Genomic DNA, 22,420 nt, shown 5'->3' on the forward strand with positions numbered 1-22,420 from the left:
AGACAAATTAACCCAATAATCTATGCTACATTCTATTCTCACCTTAGGGACCAATGAGGAAGCCTTTAGGTTGGATAATAAGTATATCCGTAGGACAAACTTGATAACAGTTGGTGCTATTAGTTTTCTCCTGATTTTTACCATAGTTGCTATCGCTATTTTCCCCTTTTTGGCTCTTGTTCCCATTGTAGTCTTGTTGACACAATTATTGGTGTTAGCACTAATGGCCGCGAAAATGACGGGGTTTGCCAAAATGTTGCTCAGTGTCAGTTGTCTTTTGGCAGTACATTATCTTAATGCATTCTTGGTTACTAGACCAAAAGATTTACAGGCAGGGATGTATATGTTGGAAGTGGTGATGTTGGTATTGCCTTTTTCGCTATATCATAGAAGGGATTTGATACAGTTATTGGGAGTGTTGGTCATTAACCTGATTATTTTCAGTTCAATGGATGATGCTGTGCATTGGTTGAATATGTTTATGGTTGAGCGACCAATAGACTTGTTTGGAATTTCTATTATTGAAGGCTTAGTAGCTGTCGCAATACTGTTTACCATGTTCTTTGTCATGCTGGATGATTATGGAAAAAGTAACCAGAAGATTTCTAAATTGGAAGCAGAAATTGAAGAGTTGAACAACTCATTGTCAAAGGCACAGGAAGATATTCTGAAGCTAATTAGAAGCGAAGAAGAAAAGGAGCAACTGAAGAGGAAAGAAACTTGGAAGATAGCGCAATTGACATCTTTTACTGAGGTTATACGTTCGGTGAAAGACCTACAGAAGTTGTATGATGAGATAGTAAGCAAAGTTGTACAGACACTATCTGTCAATCAGGTAGCATTATACCTGATGCTCAGTGAAGATAATCCTGTTTTGCAAAGGGTTTCTTGTTTTGCCTTTGACAGAAAGAAGTTTTTAGGCAATCAACTTGTTCATCCGAATGAAGGACTTGTAGGGCAGTGTTTTGTAGAAGAAAAAGCTATTCGTTTAGATAAAGTGCCGCAAGGGTATTATGTCATTACCTCTGGCCTTGGAGAAGCGTCAGCTGAGTATTTGGTACTTATCCCATTGAAAGTTGATGATAAAGTGATAGGCGTTATGGAATTGGCTTCTTTCAGAAGTATTGAAGACCATGAAATTGACTTTCTGGAGCATATGGGAGAGTCCTTGTCTTTTGCAATTGCCAGCAGGTTAGCGACAGAATCTACCAAGGAGTTGCTTAACAAGACGAAGGCTCAAGCTGAAATATTGATGAAGCAGGAAAGTCAGACAAATGAAAAGATTCAGCAACTTGAACAAAGGGAAAGGGAATTAATTAGGGAACTGAATGAGTATAAGGTGATGGTCAATGGATTGGAAGAACAGGAAAACAAAGATTAGAGACTGAACGTCTATTTCTTAAAAATAAGAAATGCCTAAGCAATATATCGCTTAGGCATTTTTATTGATCAGTTGAGAGTCAGTAACCTAGAATCTCAAGCATTTGTTCAGGTTTTTGCTGTTCCCTATAGACTTTGTATGTGAAACCACCCATGCCGTCATGATCAACGATGACATGTTTAGGATCAGGGATAAGGCAGTGTGAAGTACCTCCATATCCAGCCAAAGCCTCTTGGTATGCTCCTGTATGGAAGAAACCAATATATTGTTTTTCCTCCTTCATCTTATCGAAGTCAGGCAGGTAAATATTGGCACTGTGTGTTTCTGAGTTGTAATAGTCATCAGAGTCACATGTGATACCACCGATATGAACCTGTGTGTAGTCATTGTCCCAGTTATTGACTGCAAGCATCACAAATTTGTGGTTTTTACCCCAAGTGTCAGGGATATGCGTTATCAATGAGCCGTCAATGATGTACCAAAGCTCCTTGTCGTTTTGTTGCTTCTTTTCCAGAATGGAATAGATCGTAGCACCGCTCTCGCCTACAGTGTAACTTCCAAACTCTGAAACGATATGAGGACAAGATACACCAGCCTGCTTACAGATACTTTGAATAATTTCCACAATTGCCTCAGCCATATAGGCATGGTCATACTCATAAGTAAGGGAGTACTTGATTGGGAAACCACCACCAATATCTACAGAGTCAATAGTATCGCAAATCGAACGAAGCTCAGTGTATTTGGTGATAAACTTATTCAATTCGTTCCAGTAGTACTGAGTGTCTTTGATGCCTGAGTTGATGAAATAGTGAATCAATTTCAGGTCAACCTTATCACTATTCTTAATTTTTTCTTCATAAAGCTTAAGAACACGGCTATAACGGATTCCAAGTCTTGAAGTATAAACTTCAAAGTCAGGTTCCTCGTCAGCAGCTACTCTGATTCCGACATTAATTTTTTGTTCTGCATTTTCAAGGTAATAGTCGATTTCTTCGATATTATCTAGAACAGGGATACAGTTATGAAATCCGTCATTGATTAAATCAACAATGGCTTTCTTGTAGTTATCTGGCTTAAAACCATTACATACAATCAGAATATCTTTTGAAATTAACCCTGACTCATACAGCCTTCTAATGATATTAATATCGTATGCGGATGAGGTTTCAAGCTTACAACCTTCACCAAGTACCGTTTCCATAACGAACTTGAAGTGGTTGGACTTGGTACAATAAGCATAGATGTATTTACCCTCGTAATCTAGTTTTTCAATTGCTTGGTTAAAAACAGAATATGCTTTTTGAATCTGTTGCCTAATCTTTGGCAGATAAGAAATTTTAAGTGGAGTACCGTACTTTTCGATAAGCTCCATCAATGGTACTTCATTGAAAGAAAGTTGACCGTTTTCGACCTTGAACTCTTTTGTAGGGAAGTCAAAAGTCTGTGTAATCAGATCAGAGTATTTTTTCATTTCACAGATTAGGAATAACTCCAATAAATTAAAACAAAAACCCTTAATCCATTATCCATAAATAGCCTTTATGAATAGTGGTGAAGGGGTACCTACCTCGTTTTCCCAACACTAAGCATTAATAATCAATCCTCAACACGCTAAGTTATGAATATGCCGCTTAGTCACGATTAGATACAAGCCGCAATTATAGATATAAATCAGTTAGTTTGAAGATTTTTTGGAACAAATATTATGTTAATTATTGGAAATAATATTCAAGAGGTTTTTCACAGTTATAAACTAAGAGGCATTTGTTAAAATATCAACTGCTTTCAGTATTTGTTTCTGTATTTAAAAGTCAAATGGGTTAAAAGGTGGTTATAGTTGTTTTCTCACCTTCTTTGCGAGGGCTTTTGCTTTTATTAAAAAGGCTAAATAATGGGTTGGGATAAGGTAAAAACATTGCTTCAGACTTATATCTATTTCTTTTTTCAATATCAAAATGAGTACAGTAAATCCTGCTGTTTCTGAAATAGTTGTGCCTATCACAGCACCCCAGAGTCCCCATTCCTTCATGGCAAAGAAGGAGATACTAATGTTAAGAGAACTTGTCATTAGGAGAAGGTAAGTATTGACCTGTGGTTTTTCCAAAGCATTGATAACACTGCCAAATGCATTGCCAAATGGCATAAACAAGGCAGTCAAAAGCATGATGATTAGAATTATAGGAACGCCTGATCCATATTCTTCCCCATGAATTAGAGGAATAAGCCAGTGGGCAGTAAGAGAGGCGATAACCATCAGCAGTAAAAATAGGCTAAGAAGCAGGGAGACACTTTCCTCAAATAAGGTCTTTACAGTCTGCTTGTCATTCATATTGGCGGCTTCACAAAACTTGGGCAGTACCAATGATTGAATTGCCCCATTGGGTAACAGGATAAGCTGCGAGTACCTGTATGCCAAACCAATCATAGCAGTATCAACAAAAGTCAATAGGGATGCAGTAAAAAAGATGTTGATCCGGTTGGAAATGGTATTGATGCTACCTCTCATCATACCGTGTGAGCCATAATAGACAATCCCCTTAAATACTTCTCTACTCATTTGTGCATAAAACAAAGACTTGAAACCAATAAGTCTGATGCCGTTAATTGCGCCAATCGTTCCTGCGATGCCCATTACAATCAAAATATTTTCTACAGGTAAAGTATAATAGGCGATATAACTGAGTCCCAGTATAAGAATGATCATTACGCCAATATTAGACTTAAAAATGTTCTCAACCTGATGACTCATTAAATGTGCAAAAATTTGCCACCTATAAACTGCCCAAATGACAGCACAAATAGGGTAGTAGAGAAAAAACTCGGTGAGGGAAGGAAAGGTATTTAGTATTCCCAATACAAACAGGATAATGGATGCAAGTGCCTCAAATAGAACGGTAAATAGAAGTGTGGCTTTGAGTACAGCCATCTGTTGCGTGATGGTACGGCCCGCTGCAAGTTTGTTCATTGCAGTTTGCATCATGGTTTCCCTGATCTTGGTGATCATATAAAAAATGGTGATAAACAGAATCCATTTTCCGGCAATCTCTGGGTTGTAATATCTTGTAACTACAACCAGAATCCCCATACCAATAAGAATGTCAACGATATTGTTGACAATACTCCAGATAATTTTTTTGAAAGTAGGCATCAATGTAAAATTGACAGAGTGAAAAGTCAAAAAGGACAGTTGTTGAAAGAAAGTTGAAAAGACATTGTGAGCTAATTTGTCTTTTGTTTGAAAGGGATTTTAGCTAAGCAGACATAATTGGGTTAATAGTAATGAGTTGCTTTTATTCATCGGATAGCGTTAACTATTTGTATTAGTGTTTTTTTGGGAAACGTGTTTTTTGATCATAGCGTGAAGGTCTTCTGGTATAAATGGTTTTGAGATAAAGTCAGTTAGTTTAAAGGTGTGGAGTTCATTCTCAGAAGATGGAGAGGCTGAAATGGCAATAATCGGGAGAGAGGCATACTTTTCCTCACCCAAGACCCTGATCTTTAAGGAAGCTTCTCTACCATCCATTACAGGCATAGCCAAGTCCATTAAAATAATGTCATATTCTTTTTCTGAAACCATCTTGATACTTTCTGCACCATTTTTTGCAAAATCAGTCTCACAGTTCCAGTTATTCAGGAATTCCTTCATTACTCGCTGATTCATCGCATTGTCTTCAACTACCAAAACTTTAACACCATCCAAGTTTTCAAGTTCCTTACCGGGAGGTAAAATATCAGTTTTGTAGACAGGGCTTTCAACTTTATTGAAGGTAATGTTAAAGTAAAAAGTTGAACCTTTGTGCTGATTGCTGATGACATATATTTTGGAATTGAAAAGGTGTAACAGTTTCTGACAAATTGCTAATCCTAGGCCTGAACCACCATACTTGCGGGTAGTGCTTGAGTCAGCTTGTGTGAAATGTTCAAAAATATTGATTTGCTGAGCTACGGGTATTCCTATGCCTGTGTCTTCTATTTCAAAATGAAATTCTTGCTTTTTATCAGACTCATCAATGTTAGAGATATTGACAGTTACTGAGCCTTTGTCCGTAAACTTAATAGCATTGTTAATCAGGTTATTCAATATTTGGGATAGCCTGGTAGGGTCTCCCATAAAAAGGGTATCAGCATTTCTAGTGACGTTGAACTTGAGGGTAATTTCTTTTTCTTCTGCTTCTGATTGCCAAGTTTGTCGCAAAGTATATGCGAGTTTCATCAAATTGAATGGCACTTCTTCCAGTTCAAGCTTTCCTGCGTCAATCTTGTTATAGTCTAAAATATCATTGATTAAAGAAAGTAGGTTTTGTGAAGCAAAATTGAGTAGGTTTAGCTTCTCAATTTGGTCAGATCTTGGGTCCTGTTTGAGTAGCCAATAGATCATGCCTGTAACAGCATTCATCGGGGTTCTGATTTCATGGGACATGGTGGAGAGAAACCTTGTCCTAGAAAGCATGGCCATTTCAGATTTATATCTTGCTTCCTCCAAATCAGCATTGAGTTGTTGCATTTTGCGGTAGGCTTTCTCAAGAACAGCAGTCCTTTTTTTGATTTGGTCTTCCATGGTACTGCTCATGGAACTGATTTCTTCTTGTAAACGCTGTATCTGTAGTTCTTGAGTTTGAATAATTTTTTTGGCCTCCGATAATGTCATTTTCCCTTGCTCTATTGAGGTTACAGTTTCTTTTGCATTTTTCATACTGTAAGACATTGTAGATTATAGTAGTGAAGCAAGTTTGGGTTATTCTATCTTGAAGTTAACTAAGAAATGTGCTAAAGCCTAGCACTAATATCTTTATTATAAAGATGAAAGATATTAATTCTAGGCCAAATAAATGGATGTATAAAGAGGGGTGAGTTACCTGTTTCGGAAGTAAGAAAACGCCAATTATTGAAAACTATTGATAATTAAACCTGAAAAAAACTGGATGGTTTCCTTCTTAAAAGGTAACAAATTGGTGTAGATACTTTTCTTGGGAGCCTCCTTCGGTTGAATGGCGTTGCTCTCGTTATGAAACTTGTCAATGCTAGTCACCAAGTATTTAAAACTATGAATGTCTTTGGCTTCCTTGTCTACAAATGTAGTTTGGTCAGCAGATAAAATAGCTATGATATCAGCTGGGTTATTGATGTCAGGGTTTTTACTATTCGTGGTGCTATAAATAATATATTGATTGGGTGAATCGCCATCTTGTGCCTTATCCGGTTTTTCCCAACTTAACAATACACCTTCAGATTTCTTCTCCACCTTCACTTTGGCAGGAGCGTTTGGTGGTACATTATCAATCCAAGGCATAGTAGGCAGCAAGGCAGGGTGAAAGTACAGATTGTTTCTCAGTGAGTCCGTTAAATGTTCCTTGTTATATTTCAATGCTTTTGAACTATACATAACACTTCCATTGGTGCTTACAGCCCTGTTATGTCTTACCTGTTTGGGTAGTTCTTCCTTGTTTCTCCAACCGTTTTCAAGACTCTCACCAACCCTGTATGCGGCGTGTCCTATATAAAGGTGTTTTCCGAATGTATTATGGCTCCACCAGTCCACCAGTTTTTCATAAGGAATATTTTTGTGCTCAGTGCTTTGGTAAACTTGAGGAGCTACATAATCTATCCAACCTTGCTGCAGCCAAAACCTTACATCAGCATACAAATGGTCATAACAAGTATAGCCAGAACGTGTTGGAGATCCGTAGACACTTTCTCTTTCATTGCGCCAAACACCAAATGGACTGACACCAAACTTGATCATAGGCTTTTCGTTGATGATCAACTTGTGAATGCCTTCAATAAACTGATTGATATTTTCTCTGCGCCAGTCATGTATATTGGCTGCGTCATTTCGGTATCTGTAATAAGTGTTTTTATCTTTTAGCGTAGCACCAAAGTCAGGGTATGGATAAAAGTAATCATCAAAGTGGATAGCATCGACTTTATAATTTTGAATGATTTCTCTAATAACCTCTGTCAAATGTTCCCTGACTTCAGGTATGCCTGGGTTGAGGATTTTCATATGCCCATAAGTAAGCACCCATTCAGGATGAAGTTTACTGATATGGTTGGCAGATAAGTCAGCCCTCTGAATGTTGGATACTACTCTGAAGGGGTTTAGCCATGCATGGAACTCCATGCCTCTTTTATGAGCCTCATCAATCATAAACTTTAAGGGGTCATAAAATGGCTCAGGAGCATCTCCTTGCTTGCCTGAAAGTGAAGCAGACCAAGGTGCTATATTGCTTGGGTATAGGGCATCGCCAGCAGCTCTAACCTGAACGATAATAGCGTTAATCCCATTGCTTTTATGAAAATCTATAAGATCAACCAGTTCTTCCTTTTGCTCATCCGAAGTAAGACCTTGCTTTGATGGCCAGTCAATATTGTTGACAGTAGCAATCCAGACACCACGAAATTCTCTTTTGGGAGACATTGGTTTATTTTGTGAGAATGCCCCAAAAGCCCCAATAAAGATTATGGCTATACAAAAAGCTGAGCTGATGATAGAAAGACGCATTTCGTTGAAAAAAATGTTGGCGATAGTTTTAAATAATTTGGTTTTAGTACCTTTGCAAGGGCGACAAATATTGGCTAAATAAGCCTTAATTGCAATGCCTGAGAAAGATTAATGTAGTTTTTATAGTCAGAAAATAGGAGATTTCAGTTTCAAATTATTTCACCATATTTATGTGAGTCTTAAAAGGCTTCACCTGACATAAATGCACAATGTGAACCGAAAAAAACTATTGTCAATAAATCACTCTTTATGAACCTTTTGAAAAAGGAATTTTTTCTGAAATTCATTGTTGGTGTTTCAATTCTTTACCTAAGTATCCTGTCCAGTTGTTTAAGCCCATATTTGGATGAGCTGAAAATCAGGGAAGGTGAGTTGATAGGCAGGGTAGTTATCCCGAATACGATCAATGTAAAAGTCAAGACAGAAGTCGATGGGGATTCAGTAACACTTGATAGAGATTCTTTATTGGCAATCAATTACGTCGATTCCAATAGAATAAATCAAGTGAATATAAATACGCTAACCATGACGATGCTCACTCCATCTGATTGTACTTTTTTCGCAATTGACTCAATGGATGTATATATCAGTAATGGAGAGCGGGATGTACTAGTAGGTCATCTGGACTCGCTTCCTGTTCCAATCAGCCGTACACTTGAGTTTAATACACGAAATAATGGCGATGTAAGGAGTGTGTTTTTCAGTGATACAGTCTTTTATAAAGTATCTGTGATTACGAGGGATACATTATTTAATCCCTACTTTACAGAAGTCGAAGCGGAATATATAATGATTGGAGATTAAGTGAAAAAAGCGTCAGTGAAAATAATTTGCTGACGCTTTTTGTTTTTTAATACAAGTTCATTTTTTAACTATATTAGTGCCCTTTTTGAAACATCTACACTTGTGAAGTAATTAATTTTTTAAAATGAAAAGCACATTATTTTTCACCTTATTTCTTTTAAGTTATTCATTGTTTGCCCAAAAAGCTTATAAATATCCTATAGCAGCAAAAGATTCAGTTACAGATGAGTACCATGGTGTGCTAGTTAGGGACCCTTATCAATGGATGGAAAACTCTAATGACCCAAGGCTGACTGAATGGGTTGAAAATCAAAAGCAAATAACGAAAAGAGAGGTAAATAGACAGACGCATGTTTGGGACTTAAGAGCACAGTTAGCTTCTATGTATTTTGATACTAGAAGAACTGAAACTGATGAATATGCTGAGCAAAACTATAAGCTAAAGAGTAAATATTATTTTAAAGATAAGTTTACATCAACTGAAAAGACACCTGACCTACTTTATAGAAGAGAAGGAGAATCTAATTATCAATACTTAGTACGCATCAAGGATTTTAGGCAAAGTAAACATGATAATTTATTCATCAAATCAAGCATTGTAAATGAGGAAGAAGACCTTGCTCTCATTACAATTTCTAGAAATGGAAGTGATTGGGTTACAGGATATTTTTTTGATTTAAGAACTGGACAACAGTTACCTGATACTCTTAAGAATATAAGGGGAAGTAGTGGGTTGGAGTGGAATAAGAGAGGGTTGTTCTATGATAGTTATGATAATTCTGAAGAAGAAAAGAATGCTTTAAAGAAAGCCAGAGGACAGAAGTTGTGTTACCATTCGCTAGGTCAGCCACAAAGCGAAGACAAGGTTTTGTTCCGTAATCCAGATAGGTCAGGGACTAATCCATTCTATTTTTCAATACATGAAGATAAGTTAATTCTACATCATTTTCTGAAAGTAAAGGGTACTATATACAATGCTCTTTCTGTCGCCAATACAGACCCTGAGGCATTCTTACTGAATAATTTTTTAGTATACCCGAATGGGGATAATATTCAGATGAATATTGAGCTAATTCAAGGTGATTCGGTTTATATAAGGTCAAATTGGAGTGCTCCAAATGAAAGAGTTTTGTTAGCTAACTTTAATCTACCCAACCAAATTTCTGAAATTGTTCCAGAGTATGATGTTAACCTGTTTGAGGTAAATAAATTGGGTAAAGGCAAATTTGCCTGCCTGTATAAAAAAGAAGGAAGTTATTTTACTTTAATTTTTAGCACTAAAGGAGAGTTACTGAAAAAGATTGATTTTCCTAAAGGGAAAAAGTTAGAGTATTTTTATGAATACGAAGATGATGTGGAGGTGACAAATTTCTGTCTGGAATCTTTTTATCATCCACCATTATGGTATCAGATTTCATTAGATGATCTAAATTTCAAACCTATTGAGTCTGTTTCTGTACCATACGATCCAAATTCTTTAGAAACTAGATATGTGAAGTATAAATCAAAAGATGGTATAGAAGTGCCGATGTATATCACTTCACGAAAAGATATTAAGCTTAATAGTAAGAATCCTGTCTTGATGTATGGTTATGGAGGGTATGGAATTACTGTTGAACCATTTTTTGAAGAGTCAATCGGTTTATGGCTATTACATGGAGGTGTTTTAGCAGTTCCAAATATTAGAGGAGGAGGTGCAAATGGAAGTGATTGGGCACTTGAAGGTCGAGGAATCAAAAAGCAGAATGCAATTGACGATTTTATTGAAGCGGCTGAATTCTTGATTCAAGAGAAATATACATCTCCTCAAAAGTTAGCTATAAATGGGGAGTCTCATGGTGGTATGTTGGTAGGGGCTGCTATTACTCAAAGACCAGAGTTGTTTAAAGCAGCAATTGCTGAAGCCGGTTTGTATGATATGCTAAGGAAAGAAAGGTTTACAGTTTTATCTGTAAATACTAATCTCAATGAGTTTGGACAAGTTTCTAATTATGATGATTTCATAAACTTAAAATCCTATTCTCCTTTGCACAATCTAAAACCAGGAGTGACTTACCCGAACCTGCTTTTAATTACTGGGGATTCAGATGATAGGGTGCCTCCATTACACTCCTTTAAATTCTTAGCAACTATGCAAGAAAAAGGAAGCCCTGAAGCTTTATATCATATCTATATAACTCCTGGCTCTGGACATGGAGGAGCATTAACCACTGAAGATTGGGTAAATTATACTTTATATAAATACAGCTTCTTGTTTGATCAGTTATCTATTGATTTTTATTAGATGTTAGATAAAGAACAAGTATTTAAAAAAGTAGCTAATCTTTTACACTTAAAGGTTAGCTACTTTTGTATAATGTCAGATTAATAAAATGCCAGCACCAAAACGACCTGTTTTTCCTCTTCTGGCAGAGAAAAATTCATCATGTTTTGTATAGCTGCAAATTCCAGAAACCTCAATATTTTTAGGCTTTATTCCGACATTGATAAGCATTTGTCTGTTTGCTTCCCATAAGTCCAAATGTGCTTTCCCTCCGTCCTTTCTGTTAGCGATAAGGCTTTGAAACTCTCCAAGTTTTTGCTCTACTTCTTCGACAACTTCAGGTCCAACCTCATAGATTTCTTGACAAATAGAAGGCCCTATGCCTGCGATTAAATCTTCTGGTCTTGTTCCAAATTCCATAGACATCTTTTGGACAGTTTTCTCAGCAATTCTTTGGACAGTTCCCCTCCAGCCTGAGTGAATGGCTGCTGCCGCCTTTTTGATGGGGTCATAAAGTAGGATAGGGACACAGTCAGCTGATTGGACTGCGATGCAAATACCTTTTTTGTTGGTGATTAGTGCATCTGTATCGTCAATGGGTGTATCAGTTGCTTCTACCACTTTTATGTGGTCACTGTGTGTTTGTGCAGGGAAGAGGAGAGATGTTGGCGCAATATTTATAGCATCTGCTATTCTTCGCCTGTTTTCCATGACATAATCCAGGTTATCATTGACCATTTTACTGGTGCCCAGGTTTAGGCTGTCCAAATGCTCTTTACTTACTCCTCCTTTACGTGAAGAAACAAAGTGCTGTATTCCTTCAATAGCGGAAAGGTTGTCAAATTGGTATAGGGGCAATTCGTTATGAAAAGTCTTGATATGCATAATTGTCGGGCTTGTTTGTTTGGGTAAAAATAAAAAAGGTCAAGAGAAAAGCGAATCACTTGTCTCTTGACCAATTTTAATATAGCATTAACCTGTTGGTTAGTCTTTTTTCTCCATGCGCTTACGCTCGTTTTCGTCGAGGTAAATCTTACGCATACGGATAGACTCAGGTGTTACTTCAACGTACTCATCTTTCTGGATGTATTCCATACACTCTTCAAGAGAGAATCTGCGAGGAGGTGCAAGTTTTGCACTGTCATCAGCACCAGCTGAACGCATGTTGGTCAGTTTTTTACCTTTCTGAACGTTTACAGTCAGGTCATTCGGACGAGAGTGCTCTCCGATTACCATACCACCATACAGGTCATCACCTGGCTCAACAAAGAATGTACCTCTGTCTTGCAGTTTGTCAAGAGCATATGCTGTACAAGGTCCGTTCTCTACAGAGATGATAGAACCATTGATACGGCCTGAGATAGGACCTCTGAATGGCGCATACTCCTTGAAACGGTGCGTCATGATTGCTTCACCTTGTGTCGCAGTCAAAACGTTGTTTCTTAGTCCGATCAGACCTCTTGAAGGAATCTCAAACTCAAGGTGCTGCATGTCGCCTTTAGGCTCCATGATCAGAAGTTCACCTTTACGCTGAGTTGCCAATTCGATTGCTTTACCTGAAAGATTTTCAGGAACATCGATTACCAATGTCTCAATAGGCTCACATTTCACACCATCAATTTCCTTGAAGATAACTTGTGGCTGACCTACTTGCAGTTCGTAACCTTCACGACGCATTGTTTCAATCAATACAGCCAAGTGAAGAATACCACGACCGTACACTAGGAATTTGTCTTCAGTGTCACCAGTCTCTACTTTCAGTGCAAGGTTTTTCTCAGTCTCTTTGAAAAGACGGTCTCTCAGGTGACGAGAAGTAACGAATTTACCTTCTTTACCGAAGAATGGAGAGTTGTTGATCGTGAAGAGCATGTTCATAGTAGGCTCATCGATCGCAATACGAGGAAGTGGATCAGGATTTTCGAAGTCAGTGATTGTGTCACCAATCTCGAAGTCTTCAATACCTGTAATAGCACAGATATCACCTGCTACAACTTCTTCTACTCTTCTTTTGCCAAGACCTTCAAATACATGAAGTTCTTTGATCTTAACACGTTTGATGCTGCCATCTCTCTTGGCAATACCCAAAGGCATGTTTTCAGTCAGTTTACCTCTTACCAGTCTACCAATGGCGATACGACCAACATAGTTAGAAAAGTCAAGAGATGTGATCTGAAGCTGAGGAGTTCCTTCTGGAGCTGGCGCTTCAGGAACCTCGTCAACCATGACATCCAATAGGTGCTGAATATTGTCAGTTGGGTTCTCCCACTCAGGACCCATCCAGCCTTGCTTAGATGAACCGTAAACTGTAGTGAACTCCAATTGCTCTTCAGTAGCGTCAAGGTTGAACATCAAGTCAAATACTGCATCATGAGTTTCATCAGGACGACAGTTTGGCTTATCAACCTTGTTGATTACTACGATAGGCTTAAGACCTAGCTGAAGGGCTTTGCTAAGTACGAAACGTGTTTGAGGCATAGGGCCTTCAAATGCGTCTACCAGCAAGATTACCCCGTCTGCCATCTTCAACACTCGTTCCACTTCACCACCGAAGTCGGCGTGACCAGGGGTATCGATAATGTTGATTTTGACATCCTTGTATGTAACGGAAACGTTTTTTGACAGGATAGTAATGCCTCTTTCTCTTTCTAGGTCATTATTATCCAGTATCAGTTCGCCTGTTTCCTGATTGTCTCGGAACAGTTTTGCTTCATGCAAGATTTTGTCAACCAATGTAGTCTTACCGTGGTCAACGTGCGCAATAATTGCGACATTACGAATACTAGTCATGCGATGTTTTATTTAAAAATATGCAGGCAGGATAAACTTGCCTGCCTTCTCATTTCCCATGAGTTGGCGCAAAGGTAATATTTTCTTTTTTGAGGGAGTGCAATTCGGGCAATAATATTCTATGAATTAAAGAAGGTTTTAAACTCCGTTAAGAAATACTAAAACTCTTGACGATGATTTGTAAAGCAGTCTGCTTTGTTACTTTTGTAACTATATAGCTGTCTGAAATTTCATATTTCAGCCTTTTTTTGGGGAGTTCTTTCATGTTTTTTGGGGAACTACTGTGTGGATAAATATTTCATTATCATATGATTAAGAAGCTGGATAAACTTCTGCTGAAGGCTTTTGCAGGGCCATTTCTGCTCACATTCTTTATAGTGCTTTTCATATTCCAATCTCAGTTTATGATCAGCAAACTCAAGTATTTGGTAGGTAAAGGACTAGGACTTGAGGTGTATGGTGAGCTGTTTTTTTATTTTGCACTTTCTTTAGTGCCTGTATCCTTGCCTTTGGCAGTGTTGCTTGCTTCATTGATGACCTTCGGTAATCTTGGGCAGCATTCGGAACTTTCTGCCATCAAAGCTTCAGGTATCAATATGTTACGCGTTTTGAGACCTGTGACATTGGTGGCTGTATTGGTTATGCTTTGTGCACTTGTCTATAATGATACCGTAGTGCCTTGGTCCAACCTGAAAGGATATAGTATTCTCTTTGAGGCAAAACAGAAGTCTCCTGCAATGGAATTGACAGAAGGAGCCTTTTATGACGGCTTAAAAGGATATAGTATAAAAGTTGAGAAAAAGTTGGAGGATGGTATGTCTTTGGAAGATGTAATCATCTACAAGCACAATGAGGAAGACGGCAATAAGGAGGTTATTTTGGCGAAATCGGGTACGATGGAGTCCGTGATGAACGATAACTTTTTGCTAATGCGTCTTTTTGATGGGCATGCTTACAGTGAACAGAATGATGAAAGCAAGGAGTCTGACATTCAGTTTGTAACCAATAAATTTGATACAGCACAGTTCTTCTTTGACTTGGCGGCATATGGCATGGGCAACTCTAAAGATGAAAATTTTAGCAAAAGCAATGCGATGAAAACCCGTGAGGAGCTGCTAGTCGATAAGGATTCTCTAATTGAGTTGGTTGGCGCAAGTGAAAGCAAGATTTTGTCAGGCTTTGAATCTCATTTTACTTATCAGGATGAGATAAGTAAACAAAAGAATAAAAATGGAGCTGCTGTTGGACTAGAAAATTTAAATCAAGGTACAACAGAAGAGGAAAAGATATTGATTGCTTCGACAGCCTATGATGCTGCCTCTAATTATGCCAAAACCCTAGACAATCAATTGAAAGGGTTGAACTGGAGAAGAAAGCAGTTGGCAAGACTGGATGTCGACATGAATAAAAAAGTCACCTCTGCTGTAGCAATCTTGGTGATGTTCCTGATTGGTGCACCGCTGGGAGCTATTATTAAGAAAGGTGGCTTAGGGGTACCCGTTATTATATCTGTGGTATTCTTTATCATTTACTACATCGCAACTATTTCAGGTGAAAAAATGGCGAAAGAGTTGGTGCTCTCTCCTGATATAGGTTCCTGGATATCAAATGTGGTCTTGTTCTTAATAGGTTTGATACTACTCGTACAAGCTAAAAATGATGTCAGACTTTTAGATGGTGATGTATACGCAGTCTATTTTAAGCGTTTATTCAGTAAGAAGAACTGAAAATAATAATATTGAAAATCATGATACAGCCCCTAAACCTAGGGGCGTATCTGTATATAGCCCAAAAATGATTGTTTAACTTAGTATGGCATTAGGTGGTTGAAATACTCAAAAACTGTTTAATAACCTGAAACAGACCTAAAAGTCAAAAATACATGTCACTCTACCTCAGACTATAGTAAAATGAGGGGTGTGATAAGGCATGAAATTATGATGAGAATTTGTAAATTACGCCGCAGTTTCATGTTGTAATTTGAGACGAACAAAACCGAAGCCATAGAAATAAGAATATAAAACCAATGTTCAAGAAGCTAGACAAACTTTTACTGAAGGCTTTTTCAGGGCCTTTTATCCTGACATTTTTTATAGTGCTTTTCATTTTCCATTCACAGTTCATGATCAGCAAGTTCAAATACTTGGTGGGAAAAGGATTGGGACTGGATGTATATGGTGAATTGTTTTTCTATTTCGCATTGTCACTGGTGCCGGTTTCGTTGCCATTGGCAGTCTTGCTGGCTTCACTGATGACTTTCGGTAATCTGGGGCAGCATTCAGAAATCACAGCCATCAAGGCATCAGGTATCAATATGTTGCGTGTGTTGAGACCTGTAGCGATTGTGACAGTATTTGTGATGCTTGCAGCTTTGGTCTACAATGATACAGTAGTTCCTTGGTCCAACCTGAAAGGTTACAGTCTTCTGTATGATGCCAAACAGAAAAAGCCAACTTTGGAACTAACCGAAGGAGCGTTCTATAATGGTCTGGATGGTTACAGTATCAAGGTTGACAAGAAACTGGAAGATGGTAAATCCATTGAAGGGGTAATCATCTATAAGCATAATAATGTCCGTGGTAACAAGGAAGTGATTTTGGCTAAATCAGGTACCATGGAGACTGTGATGGATGAGACATACCTACTGATGAGACTTTTCGAAGGTCGTGCTTACAGTGAGCAGGAGGATAAGAAAAAGCAGTCAGACATACAGTATGTTACCAATATGTTTGATACGGCGCAGTTCTTCTTCAGCATGGAGTCATATGGGTTGGGAGAAACCAAGGAAGACCTTTTCAAAGGACATAACTTGATGAAAACCCGCACTCAAATGCTTACAGAAAAAGACTCTGTAACAAAAGCATTTGGCAATTATAATGAGATGCTGGTGAAAAACTTTGAATCTCAGTTCTATTATCAGAATAGCCTAAGAACAGGTAATTATGATGAGCAGAAAAAAGATTCAGCTGATGTGGAATTGGTAGGTGGCAGGTTCAATCCCGAAAAGCCAACAACCAATATGCGTATAGTGTCAAGCGCTTATAATAGCGCTGTGAGTTTCTCAAATGTCATTAATTCAAATGTAACCCGTATGATGAACCAGCAACGTCAGCTGGCTAAATATGAGGTAGATATCAATAAGAAAGTCACCTCTGCAGTGGCAATTTTGGTCATGTTCTTGATTGGAGCTCCATTAGGTGCTATTATCAAGAAAGGTGGCTTGGGTGTTCCTGTAATTATATCGGTTATATTCTTTGTGGTTTATTACATTACAACCATTACAGGTGAAAAAATGGCTAAAGAATTGGTGCTGACTCCAGTTGTAGGCTCTTGGATTTCAAATCTGTTGCTCTTTGTAATAGGGGTGTTATTCCTGATCCAAGCCAAGAACGATGTTAGGTTGTTTGATGCTGACTATTATGCAGTATTCTTCAAAAAACTCTTCAAGAAGAGTGATGAAAACTAGATCAACTGCATTATTATTATAAATAGAAGGGTGTCTCTTTTTACAAGGAGATACCCTTATTTTTTTATTAGAAATAACAAAAAAATGCAAATTTGAGTAAATGAGCTAAGCCGTGTGCAAATACAGCCTGAACACTTTCGTTGTATGGTTGTTTATTTGCGGGTGATACATTATTATCCTAAGAAAAATTATCATACATTTTACCACATACCCAAAAGACTATATAATCTTTAACAATGGAAAAGCTAAATACTAAAAGCCTTTATGAACTGTATATCCAAGAGAGCGGTAGCAATCTGGACGAGCAGTATTTTGAATCCCTTCTTCTTTATTTTCCTTGTCTGGTAGTAGCTTCATGTGATGGAATCATAGATGATGAGGAGTGGGTGTATGTGCGGTACCTTGCAAAATTTATGGCTGAGCGCCACAAGGATGCCAAGAAACCGAAGGAACTAGAGTTTTTGAAGAATACATATTTTAGGGAATTGCAGTTTTTGGCCATGTCCATCAATGACTGGAAAGACCATTTCATTCAGGTTTTGAGAGATTACTTGGACGAACATGATTGGCTCAAGGATGATATTGAGGATATTCTGGAAGCATTTGCAGATGCATCTGATGGAATATCGCCAGAAGAGGAGGAAGCTTTGAACTATCTGAGAGAAGAGCTTCAGATTTGAGACTCGTGTTGGTGAATATTTTTTGTAAATTGCATCCCAATTTCAACATTTCATGTTTTGTTGAAGACGAAAAATAAAATTGATGGCAGAGAATAGACAGAATAGAACAGAGCTGAAAGATCTTGGGGAATTTGGGTTGATCAACCACCTGAAACAACAAGTGACATTATATAATCCTTCTACTCGTTATGGGATTGGGGATGATGCAGCAGTGCTTTCAGAGTCAGAAGAAGAAACGGTCGTTTCAACAGACTTGCTTCTTGAAGGCGTGCATTTTGACTTGACCTATACTCCGTTGAAGCATTTGGGATTCAAGGCCGTTGCAGTTAACGTATCTGATGTGGCAGCAATGAATGCGATCCCTCAGCAGATTACGGTAAGCATCGGGTTGAGCAACCGTTTCTCAAAAGAGGCTATCGATGAGCTTTATGCAGGAATATATGCCGCTTGTGAAGCTTACAAAGTGGATTTGGTAGGCGGAGATACGACAAGTTCTAGAGCTGGTTTGGTGATTTCCGTTACTGCAATCGGAAGAGCCAAGAAAGAAGATGTAGTTTACCGCAATGGCGCACAGCCGGGTGACTTGCTTTGTGTAACGGGTGACTTGGGTGGTGCCTATATGGGACTTCAGCTATTGGAGCGTGAAAAGCAGGTTTTCCTTTCCAACCCTGAAGCGCAACCTGAATTAACTGGCTTTGATTATGTAATCGGTAGACAACTAAAACCGGAAGCTCGTACTGACATGGTTCATGAGTTTAAGGAGTCTGGGGTTAGACCAACATCCATGATTGATATTTCAGATGGATTGGCTTCTGAGATTATGCACCTTTGTACCAACTCCGAAGTAGGAGCGGTGGTTTACGAAGAAAAGCTTCCAATTGATGAGGAGACTTTGAAAGCAGCCTCGGACTTTAAGATTCCTTCAGCAACGATCATGATGAATGGAGGGGAAGACTATGAGTTGCTTTTCACAATCAAGCAAGATGATTTCGAAAAGTTGAAAAATAACCCGAACGTTTCATTTATCGGTTACATTGCTGATAAGGAAAGCGGAGCCAAGATGGTATCCAAAGGCGGACAGGTTATTGCAATTGAAGCACAAGGATGGGTACACTTCTAGTCTGAAGTTTGTACATCATAAGATAAAAAAGAAAAGCCTCCCAATATTGGGAGGTTTTCTGGTTTTATACACACTGAGAACCATAAGACCGTAAAGTCTTACAGCGAAATTGTTTCTGTAATATCAGTATTCTGACCTGTGATATGTAAGTAATAGATGCCTTTTTTAAGGTTGCTTAAGTCAAATCTCTTGATAGGTTTAAATCCTTGAACAAACTTACTTTGATACATCGTTCTACCAAACTCGTCTTTGATCAGAATATTCAGGACTTTTTCTGCGGACTTATTGAAAAAGATATCAAGCTCCTGATCTGAGTACTTGAAATGGAAAGGCATGTCCTTACTTGTCATTCGGTAATCCATTACAACCAACGTTCCGTTTGGTGTAATTTCTAAGGCTCTTTCTACTCGGTTGTCTTCAAACTGTAATACCATCAGGTATTGACCAGCTGCCAAAGTTGAGAAGTCAAGTTTTGAAGAAGTCTCTAAAACACCTTCGAACTTTCTGAACATCACCACTTCGTCATTCTTGTTCAACAACATAAAGTCGGCAGATTCGCCTTTCATATCTTTTAGGATCAACTTTGCTTCTTTGCTGTCTGAGGTAACGGTGAAACTATATACGATTCCTCCCAAAGGTCTGAATTCAGCAGCATTTGCTGAAAGCATTGCCGATACTGCCAGTATCAGCATAGCCATGGTTTTAATCATTCTGTTCATAGCACAATAGTTTAAGGTTTTGAATGGTGAGCCGGTAAAACACACACTTGGTACACACATTAAAAAGCCGGCTCCGGTTCTCTAGAATAATTGATTGAGTAAAATGAAATATCAATTTCTTGGTTTGATGTTGATACAAATCAAAAGAGTAATTTTATTCTGTGCAAATATTTCAATATTGCTTTTATGTTGTGTAAAAATTAAAAACACAGAATAAAATTATGTGTACTAATTTCACTTAAGAAATTTAATTTTGCGATAGGTGACACTTGTAAACAATTCTTTTCCATAGGACTTACTACTTGATAGAAGGTTTGTATAGTGTGTTATGGACGCTATTAATATTGACCTGAAAATATATTTTTCCTTTTTAACATATGTTAAAGACCCTTGAGGAGTATTTGGTGAGAAATCAATTGAAAATGACTTGAAGTAGGAGGATTGTCATTGATTATAAATGACTTATATCTTTAGTTTTTTCCAGACTATTGTAGCAAGGAGCAAAAGTTTAAATGACCATAAAGCAGTTCTCCACCAGTTTATCCGAACTAGTTGTGTGATTAGTGCTTTGTCATATCCAACAGAAAGACGGCTATGAGCAGGAATAAATCAGCAAGCAGTGAGTACCCATATTATGCAGACCAATGAAAAAGCCAACCATTTGAGGCTTGTGGGGAAGCTTTCATCCTTATAGAAGAGCATGACAAAACTGATGACCAATTCTATAAGCATTGGAAGTGCCACTACTTTTCTAGTTGAAGAGGTATGGAAATGGTGGTAAGTAGTAAAGTTTTCTGTCACATTTTCAAAGCCTGGATAGTGACTGATTTGAACATACCAGATCAAACCAGTTAAAAAAGCTGTGACAATCAGGTTGGAGAGGAGTAAAGCATTCATGTCAGGTGTTTTTGTGGTTATCTAAGTCAAAAACACCTGTGAATACTTCTTGTTTTAAGGTTTTTGTTACTTCAGTTTCATAGGTAAGCCAGAAACCATCAGAAATGCCTCATCTGATTTCTTCCCAATATATTGGTTCATCCAGCCTTGTAGGTCGGTGAATTTCATTTGTGTAGGGTGAGTTGGGTGTCCTCCCATACCAATTTCATTGGAAATAATAATCAGGGTGCAGTCTTGTTTTGATACTTTCTCAAGTTCACTTTTAGCGGCTGTCAATACTTTTTCAATATCCTGTTCCAAGTCAAAAAAGAAATTCGTCAGCCAAAGTGTTACACAATCCATGACCACAACTTTTCCGCTTAGATCATGATTGGAAATGAATTTCTCTTCTTCAATATTAGTCCATTCTGGACCACGGTCATCTTGATGCCTTTTGATTCTTTCAGAATAGTTATCATCCCAATGTCGGGAAGTGGCAAGGTATACTGGGTTTTCAGAAAGTGAAAGTGCCAGCTGTTGTGCATAGCTGCTTTTTCCCGAACGTTGCCCTCCTGTGATGTATATAATTTTAGCCATAATTGTATGTGTTGAATAAAAAAAGGACTGACCTCAAATATAAGGTCAGTCCATTGGGTTTTGCTAGTTAATTTCCATCTAAAAAACGAACTGGTATGGTCCGATACCAGCAGTAGCTTCATCTACCAATTGACCCTGCTCATCGTAAATCAATATTGATCCGTTTGATGCATAGCTTGGTGCTTTAGCTACATATATATTACCAGTAGAAGGGTTACATCCAATACCTGAAAAGCTTACACCAGATATGACTGGACTGCTATCGAATGATTCGGTGTCAGTATCCAGTATCCACACTTCAGAAGCCAAGTTTTCCCCATTGTTTTCTTCAGTATATGGCTCTACAGCTAGTACCAATACTTCGTCTTTGCTGCTGTTAAGTGCTATTTTTCCATAGCTGTCAATTCCTTCCAGTGTTACTTTTGTCTCTACTTCTAATGTCTGTGGGTTGATTTTAGCGACACCATTTGCTGAAGCAGGGAATCCATTGGTAAGTGATACCCAAATTTGGTTGTTCTTATCCAATACAAGTCTTTGAGGAGAGGCATCAAATGAAAGGGTTTTTACCAGTTCATCATTTGAGATATCATATACCTCAACAGTTGCAGGATATGCATATGGGTTGGCAACGAAGATTTTACCATCATGAATAAGGATGCCCTCAGCACCATCACCAACCGGAATCTCTTTTACAACCTCATGAGTTGATAGGTCAATCTTAGCGATATAAGAGTCTGGAAGGTCCCAGTTTTCACCCCAAGCTCCCCAGCAAGTTACATACAGGAAGTTGCCATTACCTGCAGCATATCTTGGTACAACTACACTTTCAATAGGTGCAACTAAGCTAGTCAATGTTGAAGGGTCAAAAAACTCTACCTTATCAGCAGTATTACACATGATAACCCCTTGACCATTATAGATAAGGATTGACTCAATTGTAGCAGCCAACTCTCTGCTGTTTGCTTTAGCAAAAGCTTTATTCTGGATAGTTTGAGTTTCTTCATCATAGATATCGATGCTACCATCACCGTTACCAAATCCACCAGCATTTATAACAAGCGCTCCTTGAAGGGTAGGTGTTTCATTTGAATCATCATCACATGAAGTGAATACAACAGTCAGTGCCAAAAGGTATGGCAGGAAAGCACGGAAGTTAAGTTTGTGGAATGTAGTTTTTAAGTCCATTTTTTTTGTGATTTGAATATATAAAGTAAAAGTACAG

At 38.1% G+C, this 22,420-nt stretch carries 17 protein-coding genes; 7 read left to right on the forward strand and 10 right to left on the reverse strand.

The features are described from left to right. The first annotated feature begins 22 nt into the window (after nt 1-22). Complete coding sequence (locus tag V6R21_RS14665) at nt 23-1,381, forward strand: GAF domain-containing protein (protein WP_334244377.1); 1,359 nt, start codon at nt 23-25, stop codon at nt 1,379-1,381. A gap of 79 nt (nt 1,382-1,460) precedes the next feature. On the opposite strand, the gene V6R21_RS14670 is transcribed toward V6R21_RS14665, so the two are convergent. The 4 genes from V6R21_RS14670 to V6R21_RS14685 all read right to left on the reverse strand — a co-directional run bounded on the left by V6R21_RS14670 (nt 1,461) and on the right by V6R21_RS14685 (nt 7,802). After that, nucleotides 1,461-2,855 (reverse strand): type III PLP-dependent enzyme domain-containing protein, encoded by a 1,395-nt coding sequence (locus tag V6R21_RS14670; RefSeq protein WP_334244378.1) that lies wholly within the window; start codon nt 2,853-2,855, stop codon nt 1,461-1,463. A 360-nt stretch (nt 2,856-3,215) separates the two neighbouring features. Then, on the reverse strand, nt 3,216-4,532 hold the full coding sequence (locus V6R21_RS14675; protein WP_334244379.1) for a lipopolysaccharide biosynthesis protein: 1,317 nt from the start codon (nt 4,530-4,532) through the stop codon (nt 3,216-3,218). 159 nt (nt 4,533-4,691) lie between these two features. Beyond that, complete coding sequence (locus V6R21_RS14680; RefSeq protein ID WP_334244380.1) at nt 4,692-6,077, reverse strand: ATP-binding protein; 1,386 nt, start codon at nt 6,075-6,077, stop codon at nt 4,692-4,694. A 189-nt stretch (nt 6,078-6,266) separates the two neighbouring features. After that, the gene (locus tag V6R21_RS14685) at nt 6,267-7,802 is read right to left on the reverse strand and encodes a glycoside hydrolase family 10 protein (protein ID WP_334244381.1); all 1,536 of its coding nucleotides are present in this window, start codon (nt 7,800-7,802) and stop codon (nt 6,267-6,269) included. Nucleotides 7,803-8,135: 333 nt separating this feature from the next. Between V6R21_RS14685 and V6R21_RS14690 the strand changes: the two genes are divergently transcribed. Together V6R21_RS14690 and V6R21_RS14695 are read left to right on the forward strand one after the other, a co-directional pair. Further along, nucleotides 8,136-8,690: a hypothetical protein gene (locus V6R21_RS14690; RefSeq protein WP_334244382.1), complete on the forward strand. Its 555-nt coding sequence runs from the start codon at nt 8,136-8,138 to the stop codon at nt 8,688-8,690. Nucleotides 8,691-8,814: 124 nt separating this feature from the next. Continuing rightward, nucleotides 8,815-10,974 carry a prolyl oligopeptidase family serine peptidase gene (locus tag V6R21_RS14695; protein WP_334244383.1) on the forward strand — a complete coding sequence of 720 codons (2,160 nt, stop codon included), beginning with the start codon at nt 8,815-8,817 and terminating at the stop codon, nt 10,972-10,974. A gap of 75 nt (nt 10,975-11,049) precedes the next feature. On the opposite strand, the gene pgeF is transcribed toward V6R21_RS14695, so the two are convergent. Then, nucleotides 11,050-11,838: a peptidoglycan editing factor PgeF gene (pgeF, locus tag V6R21_RS14700; protein ID WP_334244384.1), complete on the reverse strand. Its 789-nt coding sequence runs from the start codon at nt 11,836-11,838 to the stop codon at nt 11,050-11,052. A 99-nt stretch (nt 11,839-11,937) separates the two neighbouring features. Then, nucleotides 11,938-13,740, reverse strand: a complete 1,803-nt coding sequence (typA, locus tag V6R21_RS14705) for a translational GTPase TypA (protein WP_334244385.1) — start codon at nt 13,738-13,740, stop codon at nt 11,938-11,940. A gap of 308 nt (nt 13,741-14,048) precedes the next feature. On the opposite strand from typA, the gene V6R21_RS14710 reads away from it, so the two are divergent. The 4 genes from V6R21_RS14710 to thiL all read left to right on the forward strand — a co-directional run bounded on the left by V6R21_RS14710 (nt 14,049) and on the right by thiL (nt 19,006). Beyond that, nucleotides 14,049-15,467 (forward strand): LptF/LptG family permease, encoded by a 1,419-nt coding sequence (locus tag V6R21_RS14710; protein ID WP_334244386.1) that lies wholly within the window; start codon nt 14,049-14,051, stop codon nt 15,465-15,467. A 299-nt stretch (nt 15,468-15,766) separates the two neighbouring features. Continuing rightward, complete coding sequence (locus V6R21_RS14715) at nt 15,767-17,206, forward strand: LptF/LptG family permease (RefSeq protein WP_334244387.1); 1,440 nt, start codon at nt 15,767-15,769, stop codon at nt 17,204-17,206. A gap of 236 nt (nt 17,207-17,442) precedes the next feature. After that, the gene (locus tag V6R21_RS14720; protein ID WP_334244388.1) at nt 17,443-17,886 is read left to right on the forward strand and encodes a hypothetical protein; all 444 of its coding nucleotides are present in this window, start codon (nt 17,443-17,445) and stop codon (nt 17,884-17,886) included. 82 nt (nt 17,887-17,968) lie between these two features. Further along, a complete protein-coding gene (thiL, locus tag V6R21_RS14725) occupies nt 17,969-19,006 on the forward strand; it encodes a thiamine-phosphate kinase (RefSeq protein WP_334244389.1) in 1,038 nt (345 codons plus the stop codon). Between the two features lie 98 nt (nt 19,007-19,104). Here thiL and V6R21_RS14730 read toward each other — a convergent pair whose 3' ends face one another. The 4 genes from V6R21_RS14730 to V6R21_RS14745 all read right to left on the reverse strand — a co-directional run bounded on the left by V6R21_RS14730 (nt 19,105) and on the right by V6R21_RS14745 (nt 22,383). Continuing rightward, the gene (locus tag V6R21_RS14730; RefSeq protein WP_334244390.1) at nt 19,105-19,725 is read right to left on the reverse strand and encodes a DUF3244 domain-containing protein; all 621 of its coding nucleotides are present in this window, start codon (nt 19,723-19,725) and stop codon (nt 19,105-19,107) included. Between the two features lie 609 nt (nt 19,726-20,334). Further along, nucleotides 20,335-20,622 (reverse strand): hypothetical protein, encoded by a 288-nt coding sequence (locus V6R21_RS14735; protein WP_334244391.1) that lies wholly within the window; start codon nt 20,620-20,622, stop codon nt 20,335-20,337. 66 nt (nt 20,623-20,688) lie between these two features. Beyond that, nucleotides 20,689-21,198 carry a bifunctional adenosylcobinamide kinase/adenosylcobinamide-phosphate guanylyltransferase gene (locus V6R21_RS14740; RefSeq protein ID WP_334244392.1) on the reverse strand — a complete coding sequence of 170 codons (510 nt, stop codon included), beginning with the start codon at nt 21,196-21,198 and terminating at the stop codon, nt 20,689-20,691. 78 nt (nt 21,199-21,276) lie between these two features. Then, nucleotides 21,277-22,383, reverse strand: a complete 1,107-nt coding sequence (locus V6R21_RS14745; RefSeq protein ID WP_334244393.1) for a DUF5074 domain-containing protein — start codon at nt 22,381-22,383, stop codon at nt 21,277-21,279. Between the last annotated feature and the right edge of the window lie 37 nt (nt 22,384-22,420).

Source organism: Limibacter armeniacum, assembly GCF_036880985.1.
GTDB lineage: Bacteria > Bacteroidota > Bacteroidia > Cytophagales > Flammeovirgaceae > Limibacter > Limibacter armeniacum.

Bases quoted from the DNA above. Each gene is read 5' to 3' on its own strand.
- V6R21_RS14710 (WP_334244386.1), top strand. From the start codon at position 14,049: ATGATTAAGAAGCTGGATAAACTTCTGCTGAAGGCTTTTGCAGGGCCA.
- V6R21_RS14730 (WP_334244390.1), bottom strand. From the start codon at position 19,725: ATGAACAGAATGATTAAAACCATGGCTATGCTGATACTGGCAGTATCG.
- V6R21_RS14720 (WP_334244388.1), top strand. From the start codon at position 17,443: ATGGAAAAGCTAAATACTAAAAGCCTTTATGAACTGTATATCCAAGAG.
- typA (WP_334244385.1), bottom strand. From the start codon at position 13,740: ATGACTAGTATTCGTAATGTCGCAATTATTGCGCACGTTGACCACGGT.
- V6R21_RS14745 (WP_334244393.1), bottom strand. From the start codon at position 22,383: ATGGACTTAAAAACTACATTCCACAAACTTAACTTCCGTGCTTTCCTG.
- V6R21_RS14675 (WP_334244379.1), bottom strand. From the start codon at position 4,532: ATGCCTACTTTCAAAAAAATTATCTGGAGTATTGTCAACAATATCGTT.
- V6R21_RS14740 (WP_334244392.1), bottom strand. From the start codon at position 21,198: ATGGCTAAAATTATATACATCACAGGAGGGCAACGTTCGGGAAAAAGC.
- V6R21_RS14680 (WP_334244380.1), bottom strand. From the start codon at position 6,077: ATGAAAAATGCAAAAGAAACTGTAACCTCAATAGAGCAAGGGAAAATG.
- V6R21_RS14690 (WP_334244382.1), top strand. From the start codon at position 8,136: ATGAACCTTTTGAAAAAGGAATTTTTTCTGAAATTCATTGTTGGTGTT.
- thiL (WP_334244389.1), top strand. From the start codon at position 17,969: ATGGCAGAGAATAGACAGAATAGAACAGAGCTGAAAGATCTTGGGGAA.
- V6R21_RS14665 (WP_334244377.1), top strand. From the start codon at position 23: ATGCTACATTCTATTCTCACCTTAGGGACCAATGAGGAAGCCTTTAGG.
- V6R21_RS14670 (WP_334244378.1), bottom strand. From the start codon at position 2,855: ATGAAAAAATACTCTGATCTGATTACACAGACTTTTGACTTCCCTACA.
- V6R21_RS14685 (WP_334244381.1), bottom strand. From the start codon at position 7,802: ATGTCTCCCAAAAGAGAATTTCGTGGTGTCTGGATTGCTACTGTCAAC.
- V6R21_RS14715 (WP_334244387.1), top strand. From the start codon at position 15,767: ATGTTCAAGAAGCTAGACAAACTTTTACTGAAGGCTTTTTCAGGGCCT.
- V6R21_RS14695 (WP_334244383.1), top strand. From the start codon at position 8,815: ATGAAAAGCACATTATTTTTCACCTTATTTCTTTTAAGTTATTCATTG.
- V6R21_RS14735 (WP_334244391.1), bottom strand. From the start codon at position 20,622: ATGAATGCTTTACTCCTCTCCAACCTGATTGTCACAGCTTTTTTAACT.
- pgeF (WP_334244384.1), bottom strand. From the start codon at position 11,838: ATGCATATCAAGACTTTTCATAACGAATTGCCCCTATACCAATTTGAC.